This is a genomic window from Nocardia flavorosea (assembly GCF_015477805.1).
Taxonomy (GTDB): domain Bacteria; phylum Actinomycetota; class Actinomycetes; order Mycobacteriales; family Mycobacteriaceae; genus Nocardia; species Nocardia flavorosea_A.
Map to the genome: position 1 here is coordinate 992,539 of NZ_JADLQL010000002.1, position 22,321 is coordinate 1,014,859.

A 22,321-nucleotide genomic window follows, 5' to 3' on the forward strand; every position below is an offset into this window, starting at 1 on the left:
GATGCTCACGGCCGAACGGCCCGCGATGCTCACGGCCGAACGGCCCGCGATGTTCCGACTCGAACGGTCTCCAGCGCCCCGGCCGGACGGGCCTGCGGTGCCGCGCGGCCGCCGCAATGTCCCCCACCGGCCGCCGGAGGACTCCCATACGAGCCGTGGTCGCCGCACGTGACAGGCGTCGCGAATTCCGCCCGCGACCAGGCCCCGTCGCGGGAGTAACACGCAGCCCGGCCATCCGGCGCGCAGGTCGCGGGAACGCTCCCTATGATCAGGGACCACACCTGATATCGAGGGGAACGATGGCCGGCTTTCTGTTGCGACGCGCACTCAACTACGTCGTGCTGTTGCTGCTGGCGTCCTTCCTCACTTTCAGTCTCGCCTCCCTGACTTTCCGCCCGCTGGACAGTCTGGAGCAGCGCAATCCACGGCCCCCGCAGTCGGTGATCGATGCCAAGGCGGCGGAGCTGCATCTCGACGAGCCGATCCCGCAGCGCTACGTAATCTGGATGAAAGGCGTGGTGCAGGGCGATTTCGGCGAAACTCTCGGCGGGCAGCCGGTGAGCGAGGAACTCGGCCGGCGCGTGGCGGTGAGTCTGCGCCTGCTTATTCTGGGTTCGATCATCGGCACCGTGCTCGGCGTCCTGATCGGCGCGGCCGGCGCGATCCGCCAGTACAGATTCAGTGACTACTTCACCACCGTCGTTTCGTTGCTGATCCTGTCCACCCCGGTCTTTCTGCTGGCCACACTGTTGAAATTCGGCGCGCTGGAGATCAACTCGATAACCGGCCAGCAGATCTTCTTGTATACCGGTGAGACCTCCGCCGGCCACATCGAAGGGTTCGGCGCACAACTCCTCGACCGGCTGCAACATCTCGTACTCCCCACCCTGACGCTCGCCCTCGGCGGTATGGCCGGATACAGCCGCTACCAGCGCAATGCCATGCTCGACGTGCTGCAGAGCGATTTCATCCGCACCGCGCGAGCCAAGGGACTCACGCGGAACAAGGCGCTCTACAAGCACGGTCTGCGCACCGCGCTGATCCCGATGGCGACCCTGTTCGCCTACAGCCTCGGCGGGCTGATCACCGGCGCGACCTTCACCGAGAAGATTTTCGGCTGGCACGGCGTCGGCGAATGGCTGGTCGATTCGATCAACGCGCAGGACATCTACGTGGTCGCCACGGTTACCGCGTTCGCCGGTCTGGTGGTGCTGGTGTCCGGGCTGCTCTCCGATATCGTCTACGCGATTCTGGACCCGAGGGTGCGAGTGGCATGAGCATCAACGAAACCGAGGTTCTGGTACAGGGCGCCCCGGAGCCGGCGGCGAGCGGCCGGCGCAAACTCGTACTGCGGCGCTTCCTGCGCAACAAACCGGCGCTCTTCGGCGCGGCGGTCCTGATCCTGCTGTTCCTCGCCGCTTTCGTGCTCCCGTCGTTTCTGCCGTACGACCACAAACAGCTCGACTACACGGCACTGCTGCAGCCCCCGAGCCCGCAGCACCCCTTCGGCACCAACGAAATCGGGCAGGATGTGCTCGCCCAGACACTGCGCGGTCTGCAGAAGTCGCTGATCATCGGGTTCTGTGTGGCGGTGGCCTCCACCACCCTCGCCGCTGTGGTGGGTGCGATCGCCGGCCTGCTGGGCGGTTGGACCGATCGGGCCCTCATGTGGCTGGTCGATCTGCTGCTGGTGGTGCCGAGTTTCATCATCGTGGCCCTGTTCGCGCCCCGGACGAAGGGCAGCGGGTCGATCATGCTGTTGATCGTGCTGCTCAGCGTGTTCGGCTGGATGATCAGTGCGCGGATCGTCCGCGGTTTGACCATGAGTCTGCGCGAACGCGAATTCGTGCGGGCCGCACGCTATATGGGCGCGCCGACGCATACGGTGATCCTGACCCATATCGTGCCCAATATCGCCTCGATCCTGATCATCGATACGACGCTCACCGTGGGCGCATCGATCATGGCCGAAACCGGGCTGAGCTTCCTGGGTTTCGGTGTGCAGCCGCCGGACGTCTCACTGGGCACCCTCATCGCCAACGGCACCAGTTCCGCGATGACCTACCCGTGGTTGTTCCTGTTCGCGGGCGGTCTGCTGATCATCACGGTGCTGTGCGCGAACCTGGTCGGTGACGGGTTACGCGATGCCTTCGACCCCGGAGCGAAGAATGCCCGGTCCCGTCCGTCCCGGAAGAAACGGAAAGCGCAGCGAGCGCAGGAGGCCCGCACAGCACAGGGAGCGGGAAAATGACCGGAGACAACACCGTGACGGAATCGGCGGCGAAACCGACCGGGTCAACCGGTGCGACGGCGTCCACAGCGCCGCTGCTCGAGGTCAGCGGCCTGCGGGTTTCCTTCCCCAGTGAAGAGGGCCGGGTCGAGGCGGTGCGCGGTGTGGACTACACGGTCGCCGACGGCGAAGTCCTCGCCATCGTCGGCGAATCCGGGTCCGGTAAGTCGGTGTCCTCCCTGGCTGTCATGGGCCTGCTGCCGGAGCAAGCGCGGGTCGCCGGCTCGATCCGGTTGCGCGGCCGGGAGTTGATCGGGTTGGGCGACAAGGAATTGTCGCGGCTGCGCGGCAGCGCGGTGAGCATGGTGTTCCAGGACCCGCTCTCTGCGCTGACTCCGGTGTACCGGGTGGGCGATCAGATAGCCGAAGCGCTGCTCGCGCACGGTTCGATGAGCAAGGACGCCGCCGCGAAACGTGCGGTGGAACTGCTGGACCTGGTCGGTATTCCGGATCCGGAGCTGCGGGCCAGGGCTTTTCCGCACGAGTTCTCCGGCGGGATGCGCCAGCGGGTGGTGATCGCAATGGCCATCGCCAACGATCCCGCGCTGATCATCTGCGACGAACCGACCACCGCACTCGACGTGACGGTGCAGAAACAGATTCTGAACCTGCTGCGCAAGGCGCGCGATATCACCGGCGCCGGCGTCATCATGATCACTCACGATATGGGTATCGCGGCCACGATCGCCGACCGGGTGGCGGTGATGTACGCGGGGCGGATCGTGGAAACCGCGAGCACCGCGGCGCTGTTCCGGAATCCGCGGATGCCCTACACCGTGGGTCTGCTCGGCTCCATTCCCCGGATGGACGGGCCCGCGCGGGCCCCTCTTATCCCGATCGTCGGCGCTCCCCCGGCCATGCACGCGCTGCCACCGGGATGCTCGTTCGCGCCGCGCTGCCCCGTGGCGATCGACGAATGCCGCACCGCCGAACCTCCGCTCACCGAAACCGATCCGGGCCAGGCCGCCGCGTGCATCCGCACCGCCGAACTGAGCTCCGGCGCGTTGTTCGACGCGTACCGGCAGGAAGTGGGCGCGGAACCCGTCACCCCGGCGGCCGATACCCAGGTCGTATTGAAGGTCACCGACCTGGTGAAAACGTTCCCGATAACCTCCGGTGTGCTGCTGCGACGCCGTAGGGGTGAGGTACGCGCGGTGGACGGGATCAGTTTCGAGATCCGCGCCGGCCGCACACTCGCCCTGGTCGGCGAATCGGGGTCGGGGAAGTCGACCACCCTCACCCAGATCCTCGACCTGGTGCCGCCCCAATCGGGGTCCATCGAGGTCATGGGCCACGATGTGGCCACCCTGACCCGCTCCGGGCGCCGCGAACTACGCCGGAAGCTGCAGATCGTCTTCCAGGACCCCACCGCGTCCCTCGACCCCCGCCTGCCCGTGGCCGATGCCATCGGCCAGCCGATGCGGATCGCCGGGCGGCCCAAATCCGAGATAGCCCAGCGGGTACCGGAGCTGTTGCGGCTGGTGGGCCTGCGGCCCGAACATGCCGACCGATATCCGGGCGATTTCTCGGGCGGCCAGAAACAGCGCATCTGTATCGCCCGGGCCCTCGCACTGGACCCGGAACTGCTCGTGCTCGACGAACCGGTGTCCTCGCTGGACGTATCGATCCAGGCCGGGGTGCTGAACCTGCTGCGCGATCTGCAAACCGAACGCGGACTGTCCTACCTTTTCGTTTCGCACGATCTGTCGGTGGTGCGGAATCTGGCGCACGATATCGCCGTGATGTATCGCGGCGAGATCGTGGAAGCAGGTCCGGCCGAGCAGATCTTCCAAGCCCCGGAACACGCGTACACACGGTCGCTGATCGAGGCGGTACCCGTGCCCGTGGTACAGGGTTGACAGGCGCGCTCGCCGGGCCCACCGGCAGGAAGGAAGTATCGCCATGAGGATTCGATCTGCGGGGAGCAGGCTCGCGGTACCGCTGCTGGCCGTAGCCCTGCTCGCGGCCGGATGCGGCGCGAACGACGCCGGCGCGCCGGAGGGCGCGGTCGCCGAACTGGGCACGGTCAACGACATCAACCCGCACGATGTGAGCGAACTGCGGGACGGGGGCAATCTGCGGCTGGTCATGTCGTCGTATCCGGAGCAGTGGAATCCGCTGCAATTGGACAGCGACGGCGGGACCGCTTCCCTGGTCAGGCCGACTTTGCCCAGGTCGTTCGTCACCGACGCCGCGGGCAAGATCTCCGTGGACACCAATTACTTCACCAGCGTCGAGCTCACCGCCACCGACCCCCAGCAGGTGACCTACACGATCAACCCGAAGGCCGTGTGGTCCGACGGCAGCCCGATCACCTGGGAAGATATCGCCTCGCAGGCGAACGCGCTCAGCGGCCGCGACGAGCGCTTCCTGATCGGCCACACCATGGGGTTCGACCGGGTAGAGAAGGTGGAGCGCGGCGTCGACGACCGCCAGGCGATCATCACTTTCGACAATCATTTCGCGGACTGGGCCGGGCAGTTCGCGGGTAACAGCATGCTGTTGCCCAAAGAGGTGACAGCCACCCCCGAGGCATTCAACGAAGCCTGGCGCAACGGCGTGACCAAGACCGCCGGCCCCTTCATCGTGCAGTCCACCGACCGTGCGCAGGGACGCGTGGTGCTCGGCCGCAACCCCAAATGGTGGGGCGATACCCCCAAACTCGACACCATCACCTTCAGCCAACTGGCATCCGAGGCCATGGTCCCGGCGCTGGCGAACAACGAGGTCGACGCGGTCGGGCTCGGCACCCGCGATGATATGGAGACCGCGCGCAACACACCCGGCGTAGTGATCCGGCGCGCGCCCAGCAATTTCTGGAACCACCTGACCTTCAACGGCGCTCCCGGCTCGATCCTGGAGGATCCGGCGGTACGCGTCGCGATCATCAAGGCGATCGACCGCGACGGTATCGCCAAAGCCATGCAGAACGGGCTGGTACCGGACCCGAAACCGCTGAACAACCACATCTTCCTGCAGGGCCAGGAAGGCTATCAGGACAACAGCCTGCCGTTCGACCCCGAAGCCGCGGCCCGCGAACTGGATGCCCTCGGCTGGAAACTCAACGGCGACGTCCGCGAAAAGGACGGACGCCGGCTCGAGATCCGCGACGTGATGTACAACGACCAGACCTGGGTGCAGATCGCCCAGATCATCCAGCAGAACCTCGCCCAGATCGGGGTCGAGCTGATCATCGAGACCAAACCGGGGAACGGCTTCTTCACCGATGTGATCCAGCCCGGCAACTTCGATGTGGGCCAGTGGAGCTGGCAGGGCGATGCGTTCCCGCTGAGCAGCATCCCGCAGATCTGGGGCTACTACCCCGACAATCTGCAGGGCAACTACGGCCGCATCGGTTCGCCCGAACTGAACGAGCTGATCGAACGGACACTGTCGGAACTGGACCCGCAGAAGGCCATCGAACTGGCCAACCAGGTCGATGAAGAGATCTGGGCCGAAGGGCATTCGATCCCGCTGGTGCAGTCCGCCGGGAACGTGGGCGTGCGCGACAACCTCGCCAACTACGGTGCCGCCGGACTCGCCTCACTCGACTACACGAAAATCGGTTTCCTGAAGTGAAATCCCGGATAGGTCACCCACTGGCCTATCCGCTGTGCGTAACGATCGGCGCCCTCGCGGTACTCACCGCGTGGGCGCCGTTCGCCGATCCGGACCAGCTCAGCGCGTTGGCGGTGGTCGCGATCGGGATCGTGGGTTACAGCGGATACCGGTTCGCACTGGCCCTGGGCGCATTCCGGTATGGGACCGGAGTCTCCGGCACAGTCGAGGTGCGGCGGGTCCGGCAGGAGTATCAGCTGGTCAGCCGGTCGTGGCTGGAACTGCGTGACGAGGACTGTATCCGCTGGCTGCCGGTGTACTTCGATCCCGAACTGATCCCGTACACCGACGGCACCGCCGAACTGCGTGACCGCCGGATAACCCTGCAGGCCGGCACCGATCCCGGCGCATTGCCCGGCAGCGGATTCCGTGTGTTTCCCTCGGGCCGAACCCGTGACCGGGAACCGCCGGGACGCCTGATCGACAACCCCGCCCGGACCGACCCGGCGGCCCCCGAACGCGCAAAGACCGACACGAAACTCACCCGGCGCCTACTCCTGGACGCCCAGTCCGCGGTCGCGGCGCCGTTCACCGGCCTGCTCTGGGTCTACGTCATGGACGGCGGTATCCCCGCCTTCACCGGCGCATGCTGCGTCACCGCCGCAGCCTGCATCTGGCTCGCCGCGATCCGCGGCTCGGACCCGAGCTGACTCGAGACCTATTCGGGGCGAGAAGTCGCCGCCGAATCGCGCGGAGCCGACTCGCCTCCGAAGCATGGGGATCCGGCTCAGCTGTCCACGTCAACGGCCGGCGCCGTCGGCGAGTCGGCTCGGTCTCCGGGTACCTGCGGCATCCGTACTGCGAACACCCGCGCGCTTCGCGGAACAGTTCGCCGATATGGCCGCAACCTGCTGCGCTACTGCATGCGGTGGGCCCCGTCCCGCTACCGTCTGTCCCGGACGAGCGCGGTAAGGCAGGCATCCGCTCTCATCCGACGATATCGGCTGGGTGAACGGCGCGGCGATCACCGCAACCGATTCGTTCCCGCCACCCCGAGTCGTACCTCGTCGGCCGGCTCAGTGCGGGATGGAGTCGATGATTGCGCGCGCTCCCTGCCGCAGCAGGTCCGAGCCTACGAAGAAGCCCAATGCTTGGGGGTCCTCCGGAACACCCCAGTGCTGCGAATCCAGCCACTGCGTTCCCTCGAGGTTGAACACCTTGCCGTGCAACGCGAGCCGCCCGGTGGGTTCGATCACGCAGACCCCGGCGATCGGCGAGTTGCAGTGCCCCTGCAGAGCGTGCAGCATCGCGCGTTCGGCCTCGACCACGCGGCGGGTCTCGGCGTGATCGATCCGCCCCGCGAGTTCGCGGACCTCATGGTCGTCGGCACGGCAGGCCAAGGTGAGCACACCGGCGCCGATCGGCGGGCACATGACCTCCAGCGGCAGGATCTCGGTGATCCGATCCTCCTGGCCGATCCGGTACATACCCGCGACCGCGGCGATCAGCACATCGCAGTACCCGTCCTCGAGCCGCATCAGCCGGGAGTTCATATTCCCGCGCAGCGGCTTCATCTCCAGGTGCGGATAGTGCAACCGCAGCTGCGCGGCCCGGCGCACCGAACTGGTGCCGACAACGGTCCCCGGCGGCTGTTCCGACAGCGGCCGGCCGTCCTTGGTAATGATCGCGTCGCGCACATCGTCGCGTTTCGGGAAGCCGGCGAACGCGATGCCTTCCGGAATCGGGATATCACCCGGAATATCCTTCAAGCAGTGCACGGCCAGATCGGCCTCGTCGTGCAGCAGGGCGTCGTCGATTTCCTTGACGAAAGCCCCCTTGCCGCCGAGTGCTGCCAGATCACCCATCCAGCGGTCACCGGCGGCGGTCACCTTCACCAGTTCGGTTTCGACTCCGAACTCGGAGATCGCCGCCGCCACCCGCTCGGCTTGGGCAACTGCCATAGGACTGGCCCGGGTCGAGACCCGGATTATGCGCGAGGCCATAGCGTGACTCTACCGCCGCCCGAAACCGCGGCAACCGGCCGTCCCGCGACTACCGACCACAGAGTCATTTATCGAGGCAGCCCTCGGGAACTAGGTCAAGACGCCTAGCGGAACCGACCGGTCGCGACAGCGACGGTGAAGGCGTCCCAGGTCGCCGACTCGACCACCAGCGCCGGACCGGTGCGGGTCTTGGAGTCACGGATACCGACCCCACCGTCGGCCAGGAACGCAACCTCGACACAGTTCTTGTCCGCACCGCTGAAACTGCTCTTGAACCATTCGGCACCGGATAGGTCGTTGATCACTACAGGTACTCCTTTGCCAAACGCCTCAACATATCCCTGCTGTGTACCTCGTCCAGCGCCGCGTTGAGGAGAAACCGATTGGCATCAGCATAGCGGCGTACTGCGGACTCCTTCTCCAGATAGAGATCGCCGGTGAAGCTCTCGACATAGACAACCGTCGGCTCCCGATAACCGCGCATACCGCTACGCCCTGGCTCGAGGATGACAAAGGGCCCGATGGCGACACCCATCGGGAAGCCCGCCGAGAACGGCAGGATTCGAATATCGATGTTGTTCCGAGTACTCAGGTCTGCCAGGTAACGAAGCTGCGTGGCCATGATCTTCCGGCTGCCCACCACCGTGCGAAGCGCTGCTTCCCGCAGCACGATCCCGACGACCATCGGACTCGCCTTTCGGGTTATCCGCTGTTGACGTCGATGTCGCAACCCGACTCGGCGTTCGAGTTCGGCTGGGCTTTCGTCCGGATATCCAGCCCGCATCAGGGCATACGCGTACGCAGGCGTCTGCACCAGTCCAGGGATGATCTCGGGCTCATACGTCTGAAGTCGCCGCGCGCTCGATTCGAGATCGACGAATACATCGAAATGCTCCGGGATGAGATCACCGTACTCGTGCCACCAACTCTTGCCTGCTGCCTGAAGCGCCAGCCCTTTCAGCACTTCGGTGAATTCTTCGGTGAACTCGTAGATCCGGCACAAGGATTCCAGGTCCACCAGTCGTATCCGGGCAGTCGCGCCGACCTCCATCCGCTGAACCGTACTGACACTCCACTGCATCAGCTCGCCGACCTCGGCCAGCGTCAGCCCTACCGCCTCCCGACCGTTGCGCAAGTGTTTACCGAGCTGGCGCCGGGGAAGGGTCGATCGATCACACTCGGCCATACGGAAAGCTCCGTTCCAAGGGGACCAGACGTTCGCATCCTCGCCGGTGCCGCCACCGCCCAGAATGAAAACTGCCCTGGTGATTCGGATGATTTCACGATCGCGCCTGGTCCAGCACCGTTCTCCGATGCTGTTCTAGGCGTGCGCCCGGCAGGGAGAAGCCAACCCGAAACCCCTACACGCTTCCCCGCCCCGGCACCCCTTGCTCTCCGCCGGGACCGGGCGCACAGAACAATACTCCCGAACCGAGTCAGAGGTGTTGCGATAGAGCATTTTCCGGTCCGAAGTACTTTCGAGCTTGCTCGCGCACCTCAGAGCTTCACGTCGGGCACCGCGCAGCAGGCATGCTGCTCGGCCATCTCCACTGCTGCGTCGAACAGATAGCGTGCCGAGCTGCATCGTTGGTTCGAATGCCGTTTCGACCACTTCACGGACCGAAAGGACAGGATGTCGCAGGTCGGCGGATCGCCTCCGGCACGGCGGTATGGTGAGCGCACGAGCCGGTCGGGCTCGGACGATGAGGCGGGAGGGGCGATGAGGCGGGAGGGGCGATGAGGTACTTCAACACCACGGGTCCATGTGATGCCGAACTGCATTACATGCTCCCGGCGGCGGAAAGGCTTCCCGAAGCCTGCCGTCATATCGCTCGCGGTCAGTATTTTGTGATGCACGCCCCCCGGCAGACCGGTAAAACCACCACGCTGGCCGAGTTGGCCCGCCAGTTCACGGCCGGTGGCGAATATGTGGCGCTGCATTTCTCGTGTGAGATCGGGGAATCGTTCGGCGACGATTTCGCGGGCGTGGAACGGGTGCTGCTGACGAATATCCGTCTGGCCGGCCGGATTGCGGGCTTGTCACCGGAACTGCTGCCGCCCGACCCGTGGCCACAATCCGAGCCGGGCACCCTGCTTCGGGACACACTCACCGAGTGGGTCGGCCGGTGCCCATTGCCCGTCGTGTTGTTCTTCGACGAAATCGATGCCTTACGCGGCGACAGCTTGATCAATGTGCTGCGCCAGCTCCGGGACGGTTACACCACCAACCGTCGTGGATTCGTGCACTCGATCGTGCTGTGCGGGCTACGTGATGTCCGCGAGTACAAGGTCGCGTCCGGCGGCGATCCGAGCCGGTTGGGCACCGCGAGCCCGTTCAATATCAAGGTCGAGTCGGTGCGGCTCGACGATTTCACCCACGCCGAGGTCGGCGAGCTCTACGCCCAGCACACCTGCGAAACCGGGCAGGAGTTCAGCCCCCGCGCGATAGACCTGGCATATTTCTACACCCAGGGCCAGCCCTGGCTGGTCAACGCACTGGCCGCCGAGGTCGTCGATAATATGGGCGTCGAGACCACCATTACCGAGGACCATATCGACCGGGCAAAGGAACGATTGATCGTCACCCGCGCCACCCACCTCGATTCGCTGGTCGACAAGCTCGGTGAACCGCGGGTGAAGCAGGTCATCGAACCCTTGATCGCCGGAAAGAGCGTCGATGGCGATATCGACTTCCACAACGCCCGCTCCTATGTCGCCGACCTGGGTCTCATTGCGCCTGATCGGCCGGTCCGCATCGCAAACCCCATCTACAAGGAAGTCATCGTCCGCGTCCTGGGCGCGAGCGTCGAGGAAAACATCACGTCCAAGCCCAGCCAGTTCCGGCTCGACGACGGCCGCCTGGATTTCCCGAAACTACTCACCGCGTTCGTCTCGTTCTGGAAGGAGCACGGCGAGTTCCTGACCTCCCGACACAGCTATCACGAGGTGGCCCCGCAGTTGGTGATGATGGCGTTTCTGCACCGTATCGTCAACGGCGGCGGCTATATCGATCGCGAATACGGTGTCGGTGCCGGTCGTATCGACCTGCTGATCCGGCAGCCCTACAGCGGTGCGGACGGCCGGCAAGCGGTGCAACGCGAAGCCGTCGAGTTGAAACGCCGGGCGGAAAAAGAAAGTGACCCGCTGGACGCGGGCTTGGCCCAGCTCGACAAGTATCTCGACCGTTTGGAGTTGGAAACCGGTGTCCTGGCGATCTTCGACTGTCGCCCTGATGCCGCCCCGATTACCGAACGAACCCAGCTCAGCGAAATCACCGCACCTTCCGGGCGCAGGATCACACTGCTACGTGCGTGACGCCGGATCAGCGAAGATCCGGCGGCCGCTGGTGGCGATGACTAGCCGGCCGGTTCGGTCAGTTTGCGGGAGCGGAGTTCGTGGCCCTTCGAGGTCTTGCAGCGGCCCGATTCCAGATCCCACTGCCAGCCGTGCAGGTTGCAGGTGAGGGTGTTTCCTTCCACCACACCGAATTTCGACAGATCGGCTTTGAGGTGGGGGCAGCGGCGCTGGATTTCCCAGCCGGCCACCTCGACCGAGGCCGAATCATCGTGGGCTTCGGAGAACCAGCCGTCGGCGTAGGCGATACGTTCGTCGGTGAGGCATTTGAAGAACGTGTACAGGTACTCGTTGTAGCCGCCGATCCGCCACGCCTGGAAACGGGTGGACAGGAAAATCGTGTTCACCCAGTCGGGTTCCTGATCGCGCAGGACGGTGCGGACGAGTTCGGGGGCGATCCGGAAGCCGTAGCGGTATTTGCCCTCGCCTTCGCGGGGGGCGCGGACCTGGCGGGCCGGGAAGTCCAGGACCACGGTTTCGTCGCCCATGACCAGGCCGACCGGGTAGCCGATACCGTCGCAGATCAGATCGCTCTGCCGCATGATCGGCTCGAACAGTTCGCGCAGCGGTTCCAGGAGCGGTTCGCCTTCGGCTGCAGCCCAGGTTTTCTTCTCGGCGACCAGCACCGGTGCCTGCCGCGTCGCCATCTTCTCGATGTAGGCGGCTTTATCGCTCCAGATGGTGGCCGGATCGTACGGGTGGTTCAGTTCGAGTTCGGTGCCGTGCACGTCGACGGTCGACCCGGGAACCATCAACAGCCCGCGATCGTGACCATGCTCGCGCATCTGCTCCAGGAAGACCATCTGGTCGGGAAAAATATTTCCCTCGTCGCCGCGATCGTCGTTGAGATAGCGCAGTTCGTCGTCCAGGAAAACGGGCGGACCGGCCGAGGGGACCACCCAGGTGGCGCCGACCTGCTCGATATAGCTGCGGGCCCGGTCCATTCCGCGCTGCCGCTTCTGTTTCCCGAAATTCGATTTCGTCCGGGCCGGGATGTCGTACACCATCGGATACCAGATGGCGCCGGAGTACTGCAGCAGATGAATATCGATCTTGCCGAATGCTTCGTGCAGTACGTCCATATCGACCGGACGCGCGTCGTTCATATTGAAACAGGTGGTTTCCCGGTCGGAGACGATGAGCCCGGAATCGCCGATCGGGCCGTCCGCGGGAGCGCGCAGCGCGACGATCATGATGTCCAGTTCGGCGGTGGGATCGCCACCGCCGGCACCCATGGCGCCGGTCACCGTGTGCTTGACCGAATCCTCGGTTTCGAAGAATTTGTGGAAGCCGAGTTTCTCCAGCTCACGGCGCAGATCCGGGACCGGGTAGTCGGGCAGCAGAACAGTGGCGTCCTTGTTGACGTACTCCCGCAGATGCGCGGCATCGAAATGGTCTCGGTGCAAATGGGACACGTAGAGGAAATCGCAGTTACCGAGTTCCTCCCAATCGAGCTGGGTGTTGTCCGGGAACGGGAACCAGGAACCGAAGTACGCGGGGTTCACCCATGGATCGCATAGGATCGTCCCGGCCGCGGTCCGGATATGGAATCCCGCATGTCCGACGCTGGTGATCTGCACGTGCTCGCTCCTCTTGACCGATTGCAGGCTTCCAGGGTAGTGGCTCAGGACGAGATTTCGCCGATGCAGTAGCCGTCGTCACCATCGGCGAGGAAGAATGTCCGATTCTGCGTGACTCCGGAGGCATTTGTCACCGGCGCCGTCACCGACATATACCCCGCCGTCAACTGCTGGGAACTGATCTGCTGGTCGGCGTAACCGGTGGTTCCGCTGAGCACATCCGGGGTGTTCGCCAACGGCGCGGGCTCCGGCGCGCCGGTGCCCTGCGGATCCCAGGTGGCCGGAGACGCCGCGCAGACCAACGGATATTCGGCTTCCCGGTCGTCGGGGTGCAACGGCTGCCCGACCAACCTGGCCAGGTACCGACGCACCGTGTGACGGGCGTCGGCGGCGTCGTGCGCCGGCTCCACGCCGGCGGGGAACACCCGGCCGCAGGCATAACCGGACGCCACCCGATCACGCTCGACCGTGACGCTCGTCACTCCGTCTGTCCAGGTGAGGATTCCGTCGGTGGCCGTACCGGGCTCGGCCAGCGCACTCAGGACCGCATCGGGGTCGGCGTACATGGCCTGCGTGGTGAGGGGCGGGATGGTCCAGCATGCCTCTTGGATGGCCGCGAGATCGCCGGCGCGCACATCGGCGGCGAATCGTTGCAGAGCGGGCCCGGCCTCCGGGACCCCGGGTACCTCCCCGACCGGGGGCGCGTCCGCGGGAACCGGCGGCAGCGCAGGCGCCGGCGTTACGGCGGTGGCGGTGGCCGCCGGCGCGCTGCTCGTACCGGTATCGGCTGCCGCGGGCGCCGGATCGTCGACCGGAATACCGGATACCGAATCACATCCGGTGGCAAGGAGCAGACCGGCCGCGGCCAGCCCGAGCACCGCCGACCGTCCCCGGCGGCCGCGCGGCGCGGTCACGGCATCGGCGCGGAGATCGCCTGCACGATGCGGTGTGGTTGCGCGGCCGGGTCGGCGCGACAGTACGGGGCGGACGCGTTCCACTTCGACGATCACCTTTCCTGCGGTACATACCGGTTCGAACGGGCCCGCCGGGCGTTCTTTCGCGGGTCGGGCGGTGCCGGTCATCATGGCAGCGACTACGCTAGCGGACTTGTGGATCCCGTCTACCGGACTGTCATCGGGCTGGCCCGGACCGTCTTCTTCCTCGAGGGCCTGAAATTCACCGTCACCGGCGACCAGAACATTCCCGCCACCGGCGGTGCGGTGCTCGCGGTGAATCACACCGGCTACATGGATTTCACCTATGCGGGCCTGCCGGTGCGGACGCCCAAGCGCTACATCCGGTTCATGGCCAAACACGACGTCTTCGAGAACAAGATCTCCGGCCCGATCATGCGGGCCCTCAAACACATTCCGGTCGACCGCGCCGCCGGCGCCGACTCGTACCAGGCCGCCGTGGACTATCTGCGCCGCGGCGAACTCGTCGGCGTGTACCCCGAGGCCACGATCAGCCGCAGCTTCGAGATCAAACAGCTGAAATCGGGCGCGGCCCGGATGGCCATCGAGGCCGAGGTGCCGATCATCCCGATCGTCATCTGGGGTGCGCAGCGGGTCTGGACCAAGGGTTTTCCGAAACGTCTCGGCCGCACCAACACCCCGATCTCCATCGCCGTCGGCGAACCGATCCGGCCCTACGAGCCCGCGGCCGAACTCACCGCCGAACTGCGGGCCACGATGCAGCGGCTACTGCACGGCTTGCAGGAGAACTACCACCACGAGCCCGGCGCCTACTGGGTTCCCGCGCGGCTCGGCGGCAGTGCCCCTACCCTGGAGGAAGCCGACGCGATGGACGCCGCGGAGGCCGCGCAGCGCGCCGCCCGCAAACAGGCCGGCGAGGGCGCGGCGGAGGCGTAGCCACCGCGAGGGCGATACCCGGGAGCGGGTATATCCGCAGGTAGCGAGCAGGAGTCGCAATGGCGCGAGAGCCGGTTTTCGATATTCTCGCCGGGCTGGTGCACACGGTGTCCTTCGTCCAGGGGCTTCGCGTGGATATCCGCGGCGGGCAACACATCCCGCGGGCCGGCGGCGCGGTGCTCGCCGTGAACCACACCTCCTACCTCGATTTCATGCAGGTGGGGGTGGTGGGACGCCGCTCGGGCCGCAATGTGCGGTACATGATGAAGGCCGAACTCGACCACGGCGTCGTCGGTTTCCTGATGAAGCACTGCAAGGCGATCGGTGTGGACCGCACCGCGGGCGCGGAGTCCTTCGGGCGGGCCGTCGAGGCGCTGCGCGCGGGAGAACTGGTCGTGGTGTATCCGGAAGCGACCATCAGCCGCAGTTTCGAACTGAAGGAATTCAAATCGGGGGCAGCTCGCATGGCCCTGGAATCCGGTGCGCCGATCATTCCGCTGGTCATCTGGGGTGCGCAACGGATCTGGACCAAGGGGTTCCCCCGGCAGCTCGGCCGCCACAATTTCCCGATCCACATCCGGATCGGTGAACCGCTGGAAGCCGCGGGCTCGGCCGAGGAGATAACCCCCGCCCTGCGTACCCGGATGAACGACCTGCTGACCGCGGCCCAGGACGGCTACCCGATGCCCGCCGGTGAGCCGTGGGTGCCCGCCCGATTGGGCGGGAGCGCTCCGACGCTCGAACAGGCCGCGGTCCTGGAGGCCGAGGAGTACGCCCGCCGCCATACCCCGCGCCCGTAACCGGACTCGGGAACACCGCCGACCCCCTCCCGGGGACGGCCCCGGGCACGGGTGCGTTCGGTCTGCCGCCATGGTTCACGCGCTCGGTTCGGCGATCTGCCACCGGGTAGCGCTCCCGGCTCGGCAACGGTCGGTGGGCTCGGCAAGACCCGGTGCGGCAATTCACGACCGAACAGACCCCCGGCTCGATGCCGGGCAGCTCGGCACAGGCCGATGTTCGCTGCGGCCCGGTGGTCGAGCTGTCCCCACTCATCCACAGCGATCTTCGTCCTGGCGGGCGGACCGCTACCGCCTGCTCGGCGCTGTGCTTCTCTCACTGGCCGGGTGCGGTCCGTCGGACGGGCGGAAGCGGCCGTATGGACCGCGCCGATACCTGACCGCGAGTCCGGCCCAACCGTGTCTCGGAGTCAGTGCTCCCCTCACCTCCCCTGTTGACAAAATACCCTAGGGGGGTACCGTAACGAGCAGAGGCGGCGTGGACCGCCTGGAGACCGTTGGATGGAGCATCGGATGAGTACGTCGACCAAGTTCGCCGGCTTCGCGCTCGGACTTGTCGCGCTGTTCGGAATCGCGCTGGGCGTCGGATCGCTCGCAGGGTCACCCGGCAGCGAGCCGGAGACCCACGACACCGCCGCGCCCGATACCGGTACACCCGCCGGGCCGGGCGGCCTGACCGACAGCGCAGGCGGATACACCCTGGTGGTGGCGGACCCGATCACCGAGGCCTGGCGCGATGCCACGCTGCGCTTCCGGATCGAGGACAGTACCGGCCGGCCGGTGGTTCGATACACGACCGAGCACGAGAAAGACCTGCACCTGATCCTGGTACGCCGCGATATGACCGGATATCAGCATCTGCATCCCACACTCGGCGCGGACGGCACCTGGAGCACACCGGTGAATCTCGGCCGGGCCGGCGACTACCGGGTCTTCGCGGATTTCGTCACCGCCGACGGGCAGCCGTTCACGCTGGGAACCGACCTCCGGGTCGCGGGACGATACGCACCACAGCCGTTGGCCGCGCCCGCAACCATCGCGACCGTCGACGGTTACCGCGTCGACCTGAACGGAACCCTGGCCGCGGGGCGGTCCACCGAGCTCACCCTGGCGGTCTCACGCGACGGGCAACCGGTCACCGATCTACAGCCCTACCTGGGGGCGTACGGTCATCTCGTGGCCCTGCGCGCCGCCGACCTCGGCTATCTCCACGTCCACCCGGCCGGCCATCCCGGCGACGGAACCACCCCGGCCGGGCCGGGGGTGCAATTCGCGGTAACTGCGCCCGGCACCGGGGACTACCGGCTGTTCTTCGAATTCCGGCACGCGGGGACCGTGCACCGGGCCGAACTGACCGTTCCGGTCGCACCCGGCACCGGCACCGGCACCGCACAGCCGGCCCCCGAACCCACCGAACCCGGCCACGGCCACTGATCCGGCCCAGGGAGCGAACGAAACCATGACTACACAGACACCCCGCGATACATCCACCGCCCGACCCTCGACCGAACAAGTCGAACTGGTGATCGGCGGGATGACCTGCGCCTCCTGCGCCAACCGCATCGAGAAGAAACTCAACAAACTCGACGGTGTGACCGCGACGGTCAACTACGCGACCGAGAAGGCCCGCGTCCAGTATCCGGAGAACCTCACCCCCGACGACCTGGTCGCGGTAGTCGAACAGACCGGCTACACAGCCGCGCTTCCGCAGCCGCCCGCCGAAGAAAAGGCCAGCACCGAACCGGCCGACCCCACCGATTCGCTGCGTACCAGGTTACTGATCTCCCTGGTACTCACGGTTCCGGTGATCGCCATGGCGATGATCCCGGCATTGCAGTTCACCAACTGGCAATGGCTGTCGCTCACACTGGCGGCACCGGTCGTCGTCTGGGGCGCGCTGCCGTTCCACCGGGCGGCGTTGACGAATCTGCGGCACGCCACCGCGACCATGGACACCCTGGTCTCGCTGGGCACCCTGGCCGCGTTCGGCTGGTCGCTGTACGCACTGTTCTGGGGCACCGCCGGTACACCGGGTATGACCCACCCGTTCGAGTTCACGATCGCGCGGATGGACGGTACCGGCAGCATCTACCTGGAGGCCGCCGCCGGTGTCACCACCTTCATCCTGGCCGGGCGGTACTTCGAGGCGAAGTCCAAACGCCGCGCGGGAGCCGCGCTGCGGGCCCTGCTGGAGCTCGGCGCCAAAGAGGTGTCGGTGCTGCGCCCGGCCGGCCCGGACAGCTGGACCGAAGAGCGGATACCGGTGGAACAACTCGCCGCCGGCGACCGTTTCGTCGTCCGGCCGGGTGAGAAGATCGCCACCGACGGCGTGATCGTGGACGGTTCGTCCGCGGTGGATGTCTCCATGCTGACCGGAGAATCCGTGCCGGTCGAGGTCGGGCCGCAGGATTCGGTCGCCGGTGCGACCGTGAACGTGGGCGGCCGGATCACCGTGCAGGCCACGCGGGTCGGATCCGATACTCAGCTCGCGCAGATGGCCCGGATGGTCGAGGACGCGCAATCCGGAAAAGCGCAGGCACAGCGGCTGGCCGACCGGATCTCCGGAGTTTTCGTCCCGATCGTGATCGCGCTCGCCGTGGCCACTCTCGGCTTCTGGCTCGGCACCGGCGGTTCGGTGGCGGCGGCCTTCACGGCGGCGGTGGCGGTGCTGATCATCGCCTGCCCGTGCGCGCTGGGTCTGGCGACCCCGACCGCGCTCATGGTCGGCACCGGCCGCGGCGCGCAGCTGGGCATCCTCATCAAGGGCCCCGAGGTGCTGGAGAACACTCGCCGGGTGGACACCGTGGTCCTCGACAAGACCGGCACTGTGACCACCGGCAAGATGGCGCTGCTCGAGGTGGTGGCCGCGGCCGGTGAAGACACCGACGAGGTGCTGCGACTGGCGGGTTCGCTCGAAGATTCGTCCGAACACCCCATCGCCAAGGCCATCGCGGACGGCGCCCGCCAGCGCGTGGGCGCGCTGCTACCGGTCGAAGGTTTCCACAACAACGCCGGGCTCGGCGTGGAAGGCGTGGTCGACGGCCACGCGGTGATCGTGGGCCGCGTCGGGCTGCTCGCCGATTACGCCCTCGAACTGGACGACGATCTGCGCGAGGCCATGCGCTCGGCCGAAGCCGACGGCCGGACGGCGGTGGCGATCGGCTGGGACGGGAAGGCCCGCGGCGTGCTCGTGGTCGCCGATACCGTGAAACCGACCTCCGCCGAGGCGGTTTCCCGACTCCGCGCCCTCGGTCTCACTCCGATCATGCTCACCGGCGACAACACCACCGCGGCGAAGGCCATCGCCCGGCAGGTCGGCATCGACGAAGTGATCGCGGAGGTGCTGCCGCAGGACAAGGTCGCGGTGATAGAACGGCTGCAGGGCGAAGGCCGCACCGTCGCCATGGTCGGTGACGGCGTGAACGACGCGGCCGCGCTGGCCCGTGCCGACCTCGGCCTGGCCATCGGCACCGGCACAGATATCGCCATCGAGGCCGCCGACCTCACCCTGGTGCGGGGCGATCTCACCGCCGCCCCTGACGCCATCCGGCTGGCCCGGCGCACCCTCGGCACCATCAAGGGCAACCTGTTCTGGGCGTTCGGCTACAACGTGGCGATGATCCCGCTGGCCATGGCGGGCTTGCTCAATCCGATGCTGGCAGGCGCCGCCATGGCGTTCTCCTCGGTGTTCGTGGTGAGCAACAGCCTGCGCCTGCGCCGGTTCCGGCCGACCCACTGACCGGCACCCCCATCGGCCGGGGCACTCTCCTCGGGTGCCCCGGCCGAAATGCGTCGAACCGTTCACCCGTACACCGGTTCGGAGGGTGTCCGGGCTAGGCCCGTTTTCCTTCGCTGCCGCCGGTCCGATCACCTACCTGTGCCGGTTCCGCATTCGCGTGGAGCCCGCAACGCCCGGTTTGCAGAGTCGCGACGACCACCGCGGCCAGGGTGAGACCGCATCCCGCCACTTTCGCCGGTGACAGCCCAGCGCCCGCGGGCAGGAGCCAGTCGAGCAGCACCGAGGTCGTGAGCTGGCCGGCCACGGTACTCAAACCCATCAGCAGTACGCCCACCCAGCGCACGACGAGAACTCCGGCCGCGATGAACAGCACCCCGAGCGCGCCGCCGAGATAGAGCCAGGGCTCGCGCGGGAACTCGGCAGGCGGACCCACCCGCACCAGTACCAATGCTTCGACGGCCAGCAAGCCCAGCAGGCCGATCCCGAAGTTGATCACCGTGGCGGCGAACGGGCTCCCGGACGTGCCGACCCGTCCGTTCCACGCCTGTTGCCACGCCAGCCCAACACCCGCCAGCACCGGCAGAATCAGCAGGACCGGCCCGGCGGTCTCGCCGAGCCAGGATGCCGTTGCCGCCCCTGCCGTCCCCGGCCCACCGGACGCTGCCAGCAGCACAGCCCCGACCGCGAGCACCGCCCCGCCGAGCCGAGCCGCAGTCACCGGGGTACGGCCCTGCGGCCCGATCCCCAGCCGGTCCACGACCAGACTGCTCACCAACTGCCCGGATACCGCGCCCACGGTGAATGCCGTGACCCCGACAGCGGCCACCGTCAACGACTGGCTCGCCACGAACAGCGCCCCGCACAACCCGCCGAGCAACTGCCAGTACCGCAGCTCCCCCGCGGCCAACGCCACCCGCACCCCACGCAGGCCCGCCCGCAGCCGAGCGCTCAGTACCACCGCGACCAGCAGCAACACGAACCCGGTCCCGAAACTCACCACCGCCGCGGCGATCCCGTCCGCCAGCCGCGCCCCGAGCTCCCCGTTGATCCGCCCCTGTACAGCGACTCCGGCCCCGATCAGCAAGCCCAGCCCGAGACCCGACCGCCGCAACACCATGACCGGAACCCTACCGACGACATCTCCTGCGTCACGGACACCAACGGAGGGACGGCACGTACGGCCGCCGTGAGCGTCCCCCGTTCCCGCCTGAGCACTACCGGCTGTCCCGCCACCCGATAACGCTGTCGACGGTTCGCCGGACAACACGATCCATCGGTGCCGCTCGGCGAATTACCCGGACATTCGGCCGAGCGGCTCAGGAGAAGGGGCCGGTCGATCCCCGTGCCGATACGAACAGGTCCAGGAATCCGCCGCGTAACGAGCGTGAGCACGTGCGGAGCGAACCGGACAACCTTGCCCGGGAATACGGTTCTTTCCCGGCGCTGCCGATCGAGCGCTGTCGCGATGCGCACGCGAGCCGCGCCGCCAGACCGCTGGGCGGACTCCCGTGATGCGTATCGCTGCTCTTCCTGGGCTTCGCCGGCCGAATCGGCCTCGATACAGGGTGGGTCGGCGATCGGTGCGCGTGGGTCGGGTCGGACGTCACGCCCGATCGGTTTTCGCGGATCGCCGGTCCGCTTCCGGCACGGTTGCGTGCACTCGGGTCGGCAACCACACCGGTGTCAGGACCGCGATCGCGGCGAGGGCGATACCCAGCAGCGCGAGGGTCGAGGAGATCGGCAACCATATCGCCATCAGGCCCACGAAACCGAACACTGCCAGGGAAACCAGTTCCTCCGACAGCCCGGCAACCGACATCACGGTGGCTCGCGCCGGCCCCGTGATGGAATCCTGCAACCGTGCTTCGGCGACGATGCCCGCGTTGTAGACGATGCCGTAGGAAACAGCCAGCGCCACGAATCCAAGCCCGGTGAGCACGTACACAGCTCCCGGCCAGCGGCCCGCCGCACCGGCGAGCAGTGCGCCCGCACCGAAGAGGACAGCCGCCGCGCACAGTGCACGGGCCATGGTGCGGGCGCGCATCGCTTCGGTCCGGCCGGCCAGCAGCGAACCCAGCAGCGACCCGACGACGGTCACGCCCACCAGTACGGGCACCACCGAGGTCGCGGCACCGGCCTCTCCGGCGAGCAGACCGAACAATTCATCGAAGGCGGTGATTCCGTACAGCAGCGCGAGCAGCCCTACCCCGAACCGCACCCGCCGCACCCGCACCGCTTCGGTGACACCGGTCCGCAGCATGTGCAGATACCGCCGGATCGACCCGTATCCGCCGGCGGTGGGATCGGCGGTGGCGGGTCGCGGGCTCGGTGTCAGCACGGCCGGGCCCGTCGTACCCGAGCCGGAATCGCCGGGTTCGGGCTCGTCGAGATCGGCCTCCTCGAGATCGGCCTCCTCGAGATCGGCGACGTCGGCCGCCGAAACCGACCTCGGCGCCGCCGGCAGACCCCGGGCCAGGACGGTGTGCACGATGGCGCAGCCGACACTGGCCCAGCCGACCAGCTCGTACCCGCCCCACAGATACAGCGGGGTTGCGGCGAGTATCGCGAGCACCGCGCTGAATTCGCTCGCCGACCGGGTGTAACCGATAACGCGGGCATACGCGCGGGATTCACCGCGGACGGTGAGTTCGTCGTAGAGCAGGGCCTCGAAGGTCCCCGACCGCAACGCGCCCGCCACACCCCACAGCACGAACCCGAGCGCGAATCCGAGGTAGGAGGGCGCAACAGTCCACAGCAGGAACCCCGCGGCCATCAGCGAACCGTTGAGGATCAGCAGGCCGCGCCGGGAAACGGTATCGGCCCACGCTCCGGACGGGATCTCACAGACGAAGGCCGTCACCGACCAGAGCGCGAGCAGCAGCGAGATCTGGCCCGGCCCGAAGCCGTGATCGGCGAAGAGCAGCGCGTACAGCGCGTAGTACGGAATCAGGTCCCCGGTCGCGGCGAACAGCGTCGCGCGCAGTATCAGCCCGCGCAGTCCGGCCCGGCGCCCGGAACTCACCCGACGGTGTCAACAGTGGTAGATGACCAGACGCATAGGGCCAGTTTTCCGGCCGGGAATCCTCCGGTCAAGTCCTTTACGCCGAAGCGCTCGGGCGGCTCCGCATC

At 66.9% G+C, this 22,321-nt stretch carries 18 protein-coding genes; 10 read left to right on the forward strand and 8 right to left on the reverse strand.

The window, feature by feature from the left end:
* The first annotated feature begins 299 nt into the window (after window positions 1-299).
* The 5 genes from IU448_RS13460 to IU448_RS13480 are packed head-to-tail and all read left to right on the forward strand — an operon-like array spanning window position 300 to window position 6,558.
* Complete coding sequence (locus tag IU448_RS13460; protein ID WP_195055852.1) at window positions 300-1,277, forward strand: ABC transporter permease; 978 nt, start codon at window positions 300-302, stop codon at window positions 1,275-1,277.
* Complete coding sequence (locus IU448_RS13465) at window positions 1,274-2,251, forward strand: ABC transporter permease (protein ID WP_195055853.1); 978 nt, start codon at window positions 1,274-1,276, stop codon at window positions 2,249-2,251. Before IU448_RS13460 ends, IU448_RS13465 begins: the two co-directional genes overlap by 4 nt.
* On the forward strand, window positions 2,248-4,149 hold the full coding sequence (locus tag IU448_RS13470; protein ID WP_195055854.1) for an ABC transporter ATP-binding protein: 1,902 nt from the start codon (window positions 2,248-2,250) through the stop codon (window positions 4,147-4,149). The genes IU448_RS13465 and IU448_RS13470 overlap by 4 nt, the downstream gene beginning before the upstream one ends.
* A gap of 43 nt (window positions 4,150-4,192) precedes the next feature.
* Window positions 4,193-5,869: an ABC transporter family substrate-binding protein gene (locus IU448_RS13475; RefSeq protein ID WP_195055855.1), complete on the forward strand. Its 1,677-nt coding sequence runs from the start codon at window positions 4,193-4,195 to the stop codon at window positions 5,867-5,869.
* Window positions 5,866-6,558 carry a hypothetical protein gene (locus tag IU448_RS13480; protein WP_280458639.1) on the forward strand — a complete coding sequence of 231 codons (693 nt, stop codon included), beginning with the start codon at window positions 5,866-5,868 and terminating at the stop codon, window positions 6,556-6,558. Before IU448_RS13475 ends, IU448_RS13480 begins: the two co-directional genes overlap by 4 nt.
* A gap of 366 nt (window positions 6,559-6,924) precedes the next feature.
* Here the strand turns inward: IU448_RS13480 and hemC are convergent, their stop codons facing one another.
* The 4 genes from hemC to IU448_RS13500 all read right to left on the reverse strand — a co-directional run bounded on the left by hemC (window position 6,925) and on the right by IU448_RS13500 (window position 9,633).
* Complete coding sequence (gene hemC / locus IU448_RS13485) at window positions 6,925-7,851, reverse strand: hydroxymethylbilane synthase (RefSeq protein ID WP_195055856.1); 927 nt, start codon at window positions 7,849-7,851, stop codon at window positions 6,925-6,927.
* Window positions 7,852-7,955: 104 nt separating this feature from the next.
* The gene (locus IU448_RS13490; RefSeq protein WP_195055857.1) at window positions 7,956-8,156 is read right to left on the reverse strand and encodes a DUF397 domain-containing protein; all 201 of its coding nucleotides are present in this window, start codon (window positions 8,154-8,156) and stop codon (window positions 7,956-7,958) included.
* On the reverse strand, window positions 8,156-9,037 hold the full coding sequence (locus IU448_RS13495) for a helix-turn-helix domain-containing protein (RefSeq protein ID WP_195055858.1): 882 nt from the start codon (window positions 9,035-9,037) through the stop codon (window positions 8,156-8,158). The genes IU448_RS13490 and IU448_RS13495 overlap by 1 nt, the downstream gene beginning before the upstream one ends.
* Window positions 9,038-9,348: 311 nt before the next feature.
* Entirely contained in the window at window positions 9,349-9,633 is a 285-nt protein-coding gene (locus tag IU448_RS13500; protein ID WP_195056356.1) for a hypothetical protein, read from the reverse strand.
* Window positions 9,634-9,702: 69 nt separating this feature from the next.
* On the opposite strand from IU448_RS13500, the gene IU448_RS13505 reads away from it, so the two are divergent.
* Window positions 9,703-11,166 carry an ATP-binding protein gene (locus tag IU448_RS13505; protein WP_228812683.1) on the forward strand — a complete coding sequence of 488 codons (1,464 nt, stop codon included), beginning with the start codon at window positions 9,703-9,705 and terminating at the stop codon, window positions 11,164-11,166.
* A 41-nt stretch (window positions 11,167-11,207) separates the two neighbouring features.
* Here the strand turns inward: IU448_RS13505 and IU448_RS13510 are convergent, their stop codons facing one another.
* Window positions 11,208-12,785 (reverse strand): Rieske 2Fe-2S domain-containing protein, encoded by a 1,578-nt coding sequence (locus tag IU448_RS13510; RefSeq protein WP_195055860.1) that lies wholly within the window; start codon window positions 12,783-12,785, stop codon window positions 11,208-11,210.
* 44 nt (window positions 12,786-12,829) lie between these two features.
* Window positions 12,830-13,795, reverse strand: coding sequence for a hypothetical protein (locus tag IU448_RS13515; RefSeq protein WP_280458642.1), 966 nt, complete (start codon window positions 13,793-13,795; stop codon window positions 12,830-12,832).
* Between the two features lie 99 nt (window positions 13,796-13,894).
* On the opposite strand from IU448_RS13515, the gene IU448_RS13520 reads away from it, so the two are divergent.
* From IU448_RS13520 to IU448_RS13535, 4 genes are all read left to right on the forward strand, one after another.
* Window positions 13,895-14,656, forward strand: a complete 762-nt coding sequence (locus tag IU448_RS13520) for a lysophospholipid acyltransferase family protein (RefSeq protein ID WP_195055861.1) — start codon at window positions 13,895-13,897, stop codon at window positions 14,654-14,656.
* 59 nt (window positions 14,657-14,715) lie between these two features.
* On the forward strand, window positions 14,716-15,456 hold the full coding sequence (locus IU448_RS13525) for a lysophospholipid acyltransferase family protein (protein ID WP_195055862.1): 741 nt from the start codon (window positions 14,716-14,718) through the stop codon (window positions 15,454-15,456).
* A 510-nt stretch (window positions 15,457-15,966) separates the two neighbouring features.
* Complete coding sequence (locus tag IU448_RS13530) at window positions 15,967-16,887, forward strand: hypothetical protein (protein WP_195055863.1); 921 nt, start codon at window positions 15,967-15,969, stop codon at window positions 16,885-16,887.
* Window positions 16,888-16,912: 25 nt separating this feature from the next.
* Window positions 16,913-19,192, forward strand: coding sequence for a heavy metal translocating P-type ATPase (locus IU448_RS13535; protein ID WP_195055864.1), 2,280 nt, complete (start codon window positions 16,913-16,915; stop codon window positions 19,190-19,192).
* Between the two features lie 94 nt (window positions 19,193-19,286).
* On the opposite strand, the gene IU448_RS13540 is transcribed toward IU448_RS13535, so the two are convergent.
* Both IU448_RS13540 and IU448_RS13545 read right to left on the reverse strand, forming a co-directional pair.
* On the reverse strand, window positions 19,287-20,309 hold the full coding sequence (locus IU448_RS13540; RefSeq protein ID WP_195055865.1) for a DMT family transporter: 1,023 nt from the start codon (window positions 20,307-20,309) through the stop codon (window positions 19,287-19,289).
* A gap of 486 nt (window positions 20,310-20,795) precedes the next feature.
* The gene (locus IU448_RS13545; RefSeq protein WP_280458647.1) at window positions 20,796-22,214 is read right to left on the reverse strand and encodes an MFS transporter; all 1,419 of its coding nucleotides are present in this window, start codon (window positions 22,212-22,214) and stop codon (window positions 20,796-20,798) included.
* Window positions 22,215-22,321 lie beyond the last annotated feature (107 nt).

Excerpts from the sequence above, each read along its gene's own strand:
- IU448_RS13505 (WP_228812683.1), top strand. The coding sequence starts at position 9,703 with ATGCACGCCCCCCGGCAGACCGGTAAAACCACCACGCTGGCCGAGTTG.
- IU448_RS13540 (WP_195055865.1), bottom strand. The coding sequence starts at position 20,309 with ATGGTGTTGCGGCGGTCGGGTCTCGGGCTGGGCTTGCTGATCGGGGCC.
- IU448_RS13535 (WP_195055864.1), top strand. The coding sequence starts at position 16,913 with ATGACTACACAGACACCCCGCGATACATCCACCGCCCGACCCTCGACC.
- hemC (WP_195055856.1), bottom strand. The coding sequence starts at position 7,851 with ATGGCCTCGCGCATAATCCGGGTCTCGACCCGGGCCAGTCCTATGGCA.
- IU448_RS13475 (WP_195055855.1), top strand. The coding sequence starts at position 4,193 with ATGAGGATTCGATCTGCGGGGAGCAGGCTCGCGGTACCGCTGCTGGCC.
- IU448_RS13470 (WP_195055854.1), top strand. The coding sequence starts at position 2,248 with ATGACCGGAGACAACACCGTGACGGAATCGGCGGCGAAACCGACCGGG.
- IU448_RS13465 (WP_195055853.1), top strand. The coding sequence starts at position 1,274 with ATGAGCATCAACGAAACCGAGGTTCTGGTACAGGGCGCCCCGGAGCCG.
- IU448_RS13500 (WP_195056356.1), bottom strand. The coding sequence starts at position 9,633 with ATGCAGTTCGGCATCACATGGACCCGTGGTGTTGAAGTACCTCATCGC.
- IU448_RS13525 (WP_195055862.1), top strand. The coding sequence starts at position 14,716 with ATGGCGCGAGAGCCGGTTTTCGATATTCTCGCCGGGCTGGTGCACACG.
- IU448_RS13460 (WP_195055852.1), top strand. The coding sequence starts at position 300 with ATGGCCGGCTTTCTGTTGCGACGCGCACTCAACTACGTCGTGCTGTTG.
- IU448_RS13495 (WP_195055858.1), bottom strand. The coding sequence starts at position 9,037 with ATGGCCGAGTGTGATCGATCGACCCTTCCCCGGCGCCAGCTCGGTAAA.
- IU448_RS13530 (WP_195055863.1), top strand. The coding sequence starts at position 15,967 with ATGAGTACGTCGACCAAGTTCGCCGGCTTCGCGCTCGGACTTGTCGCG.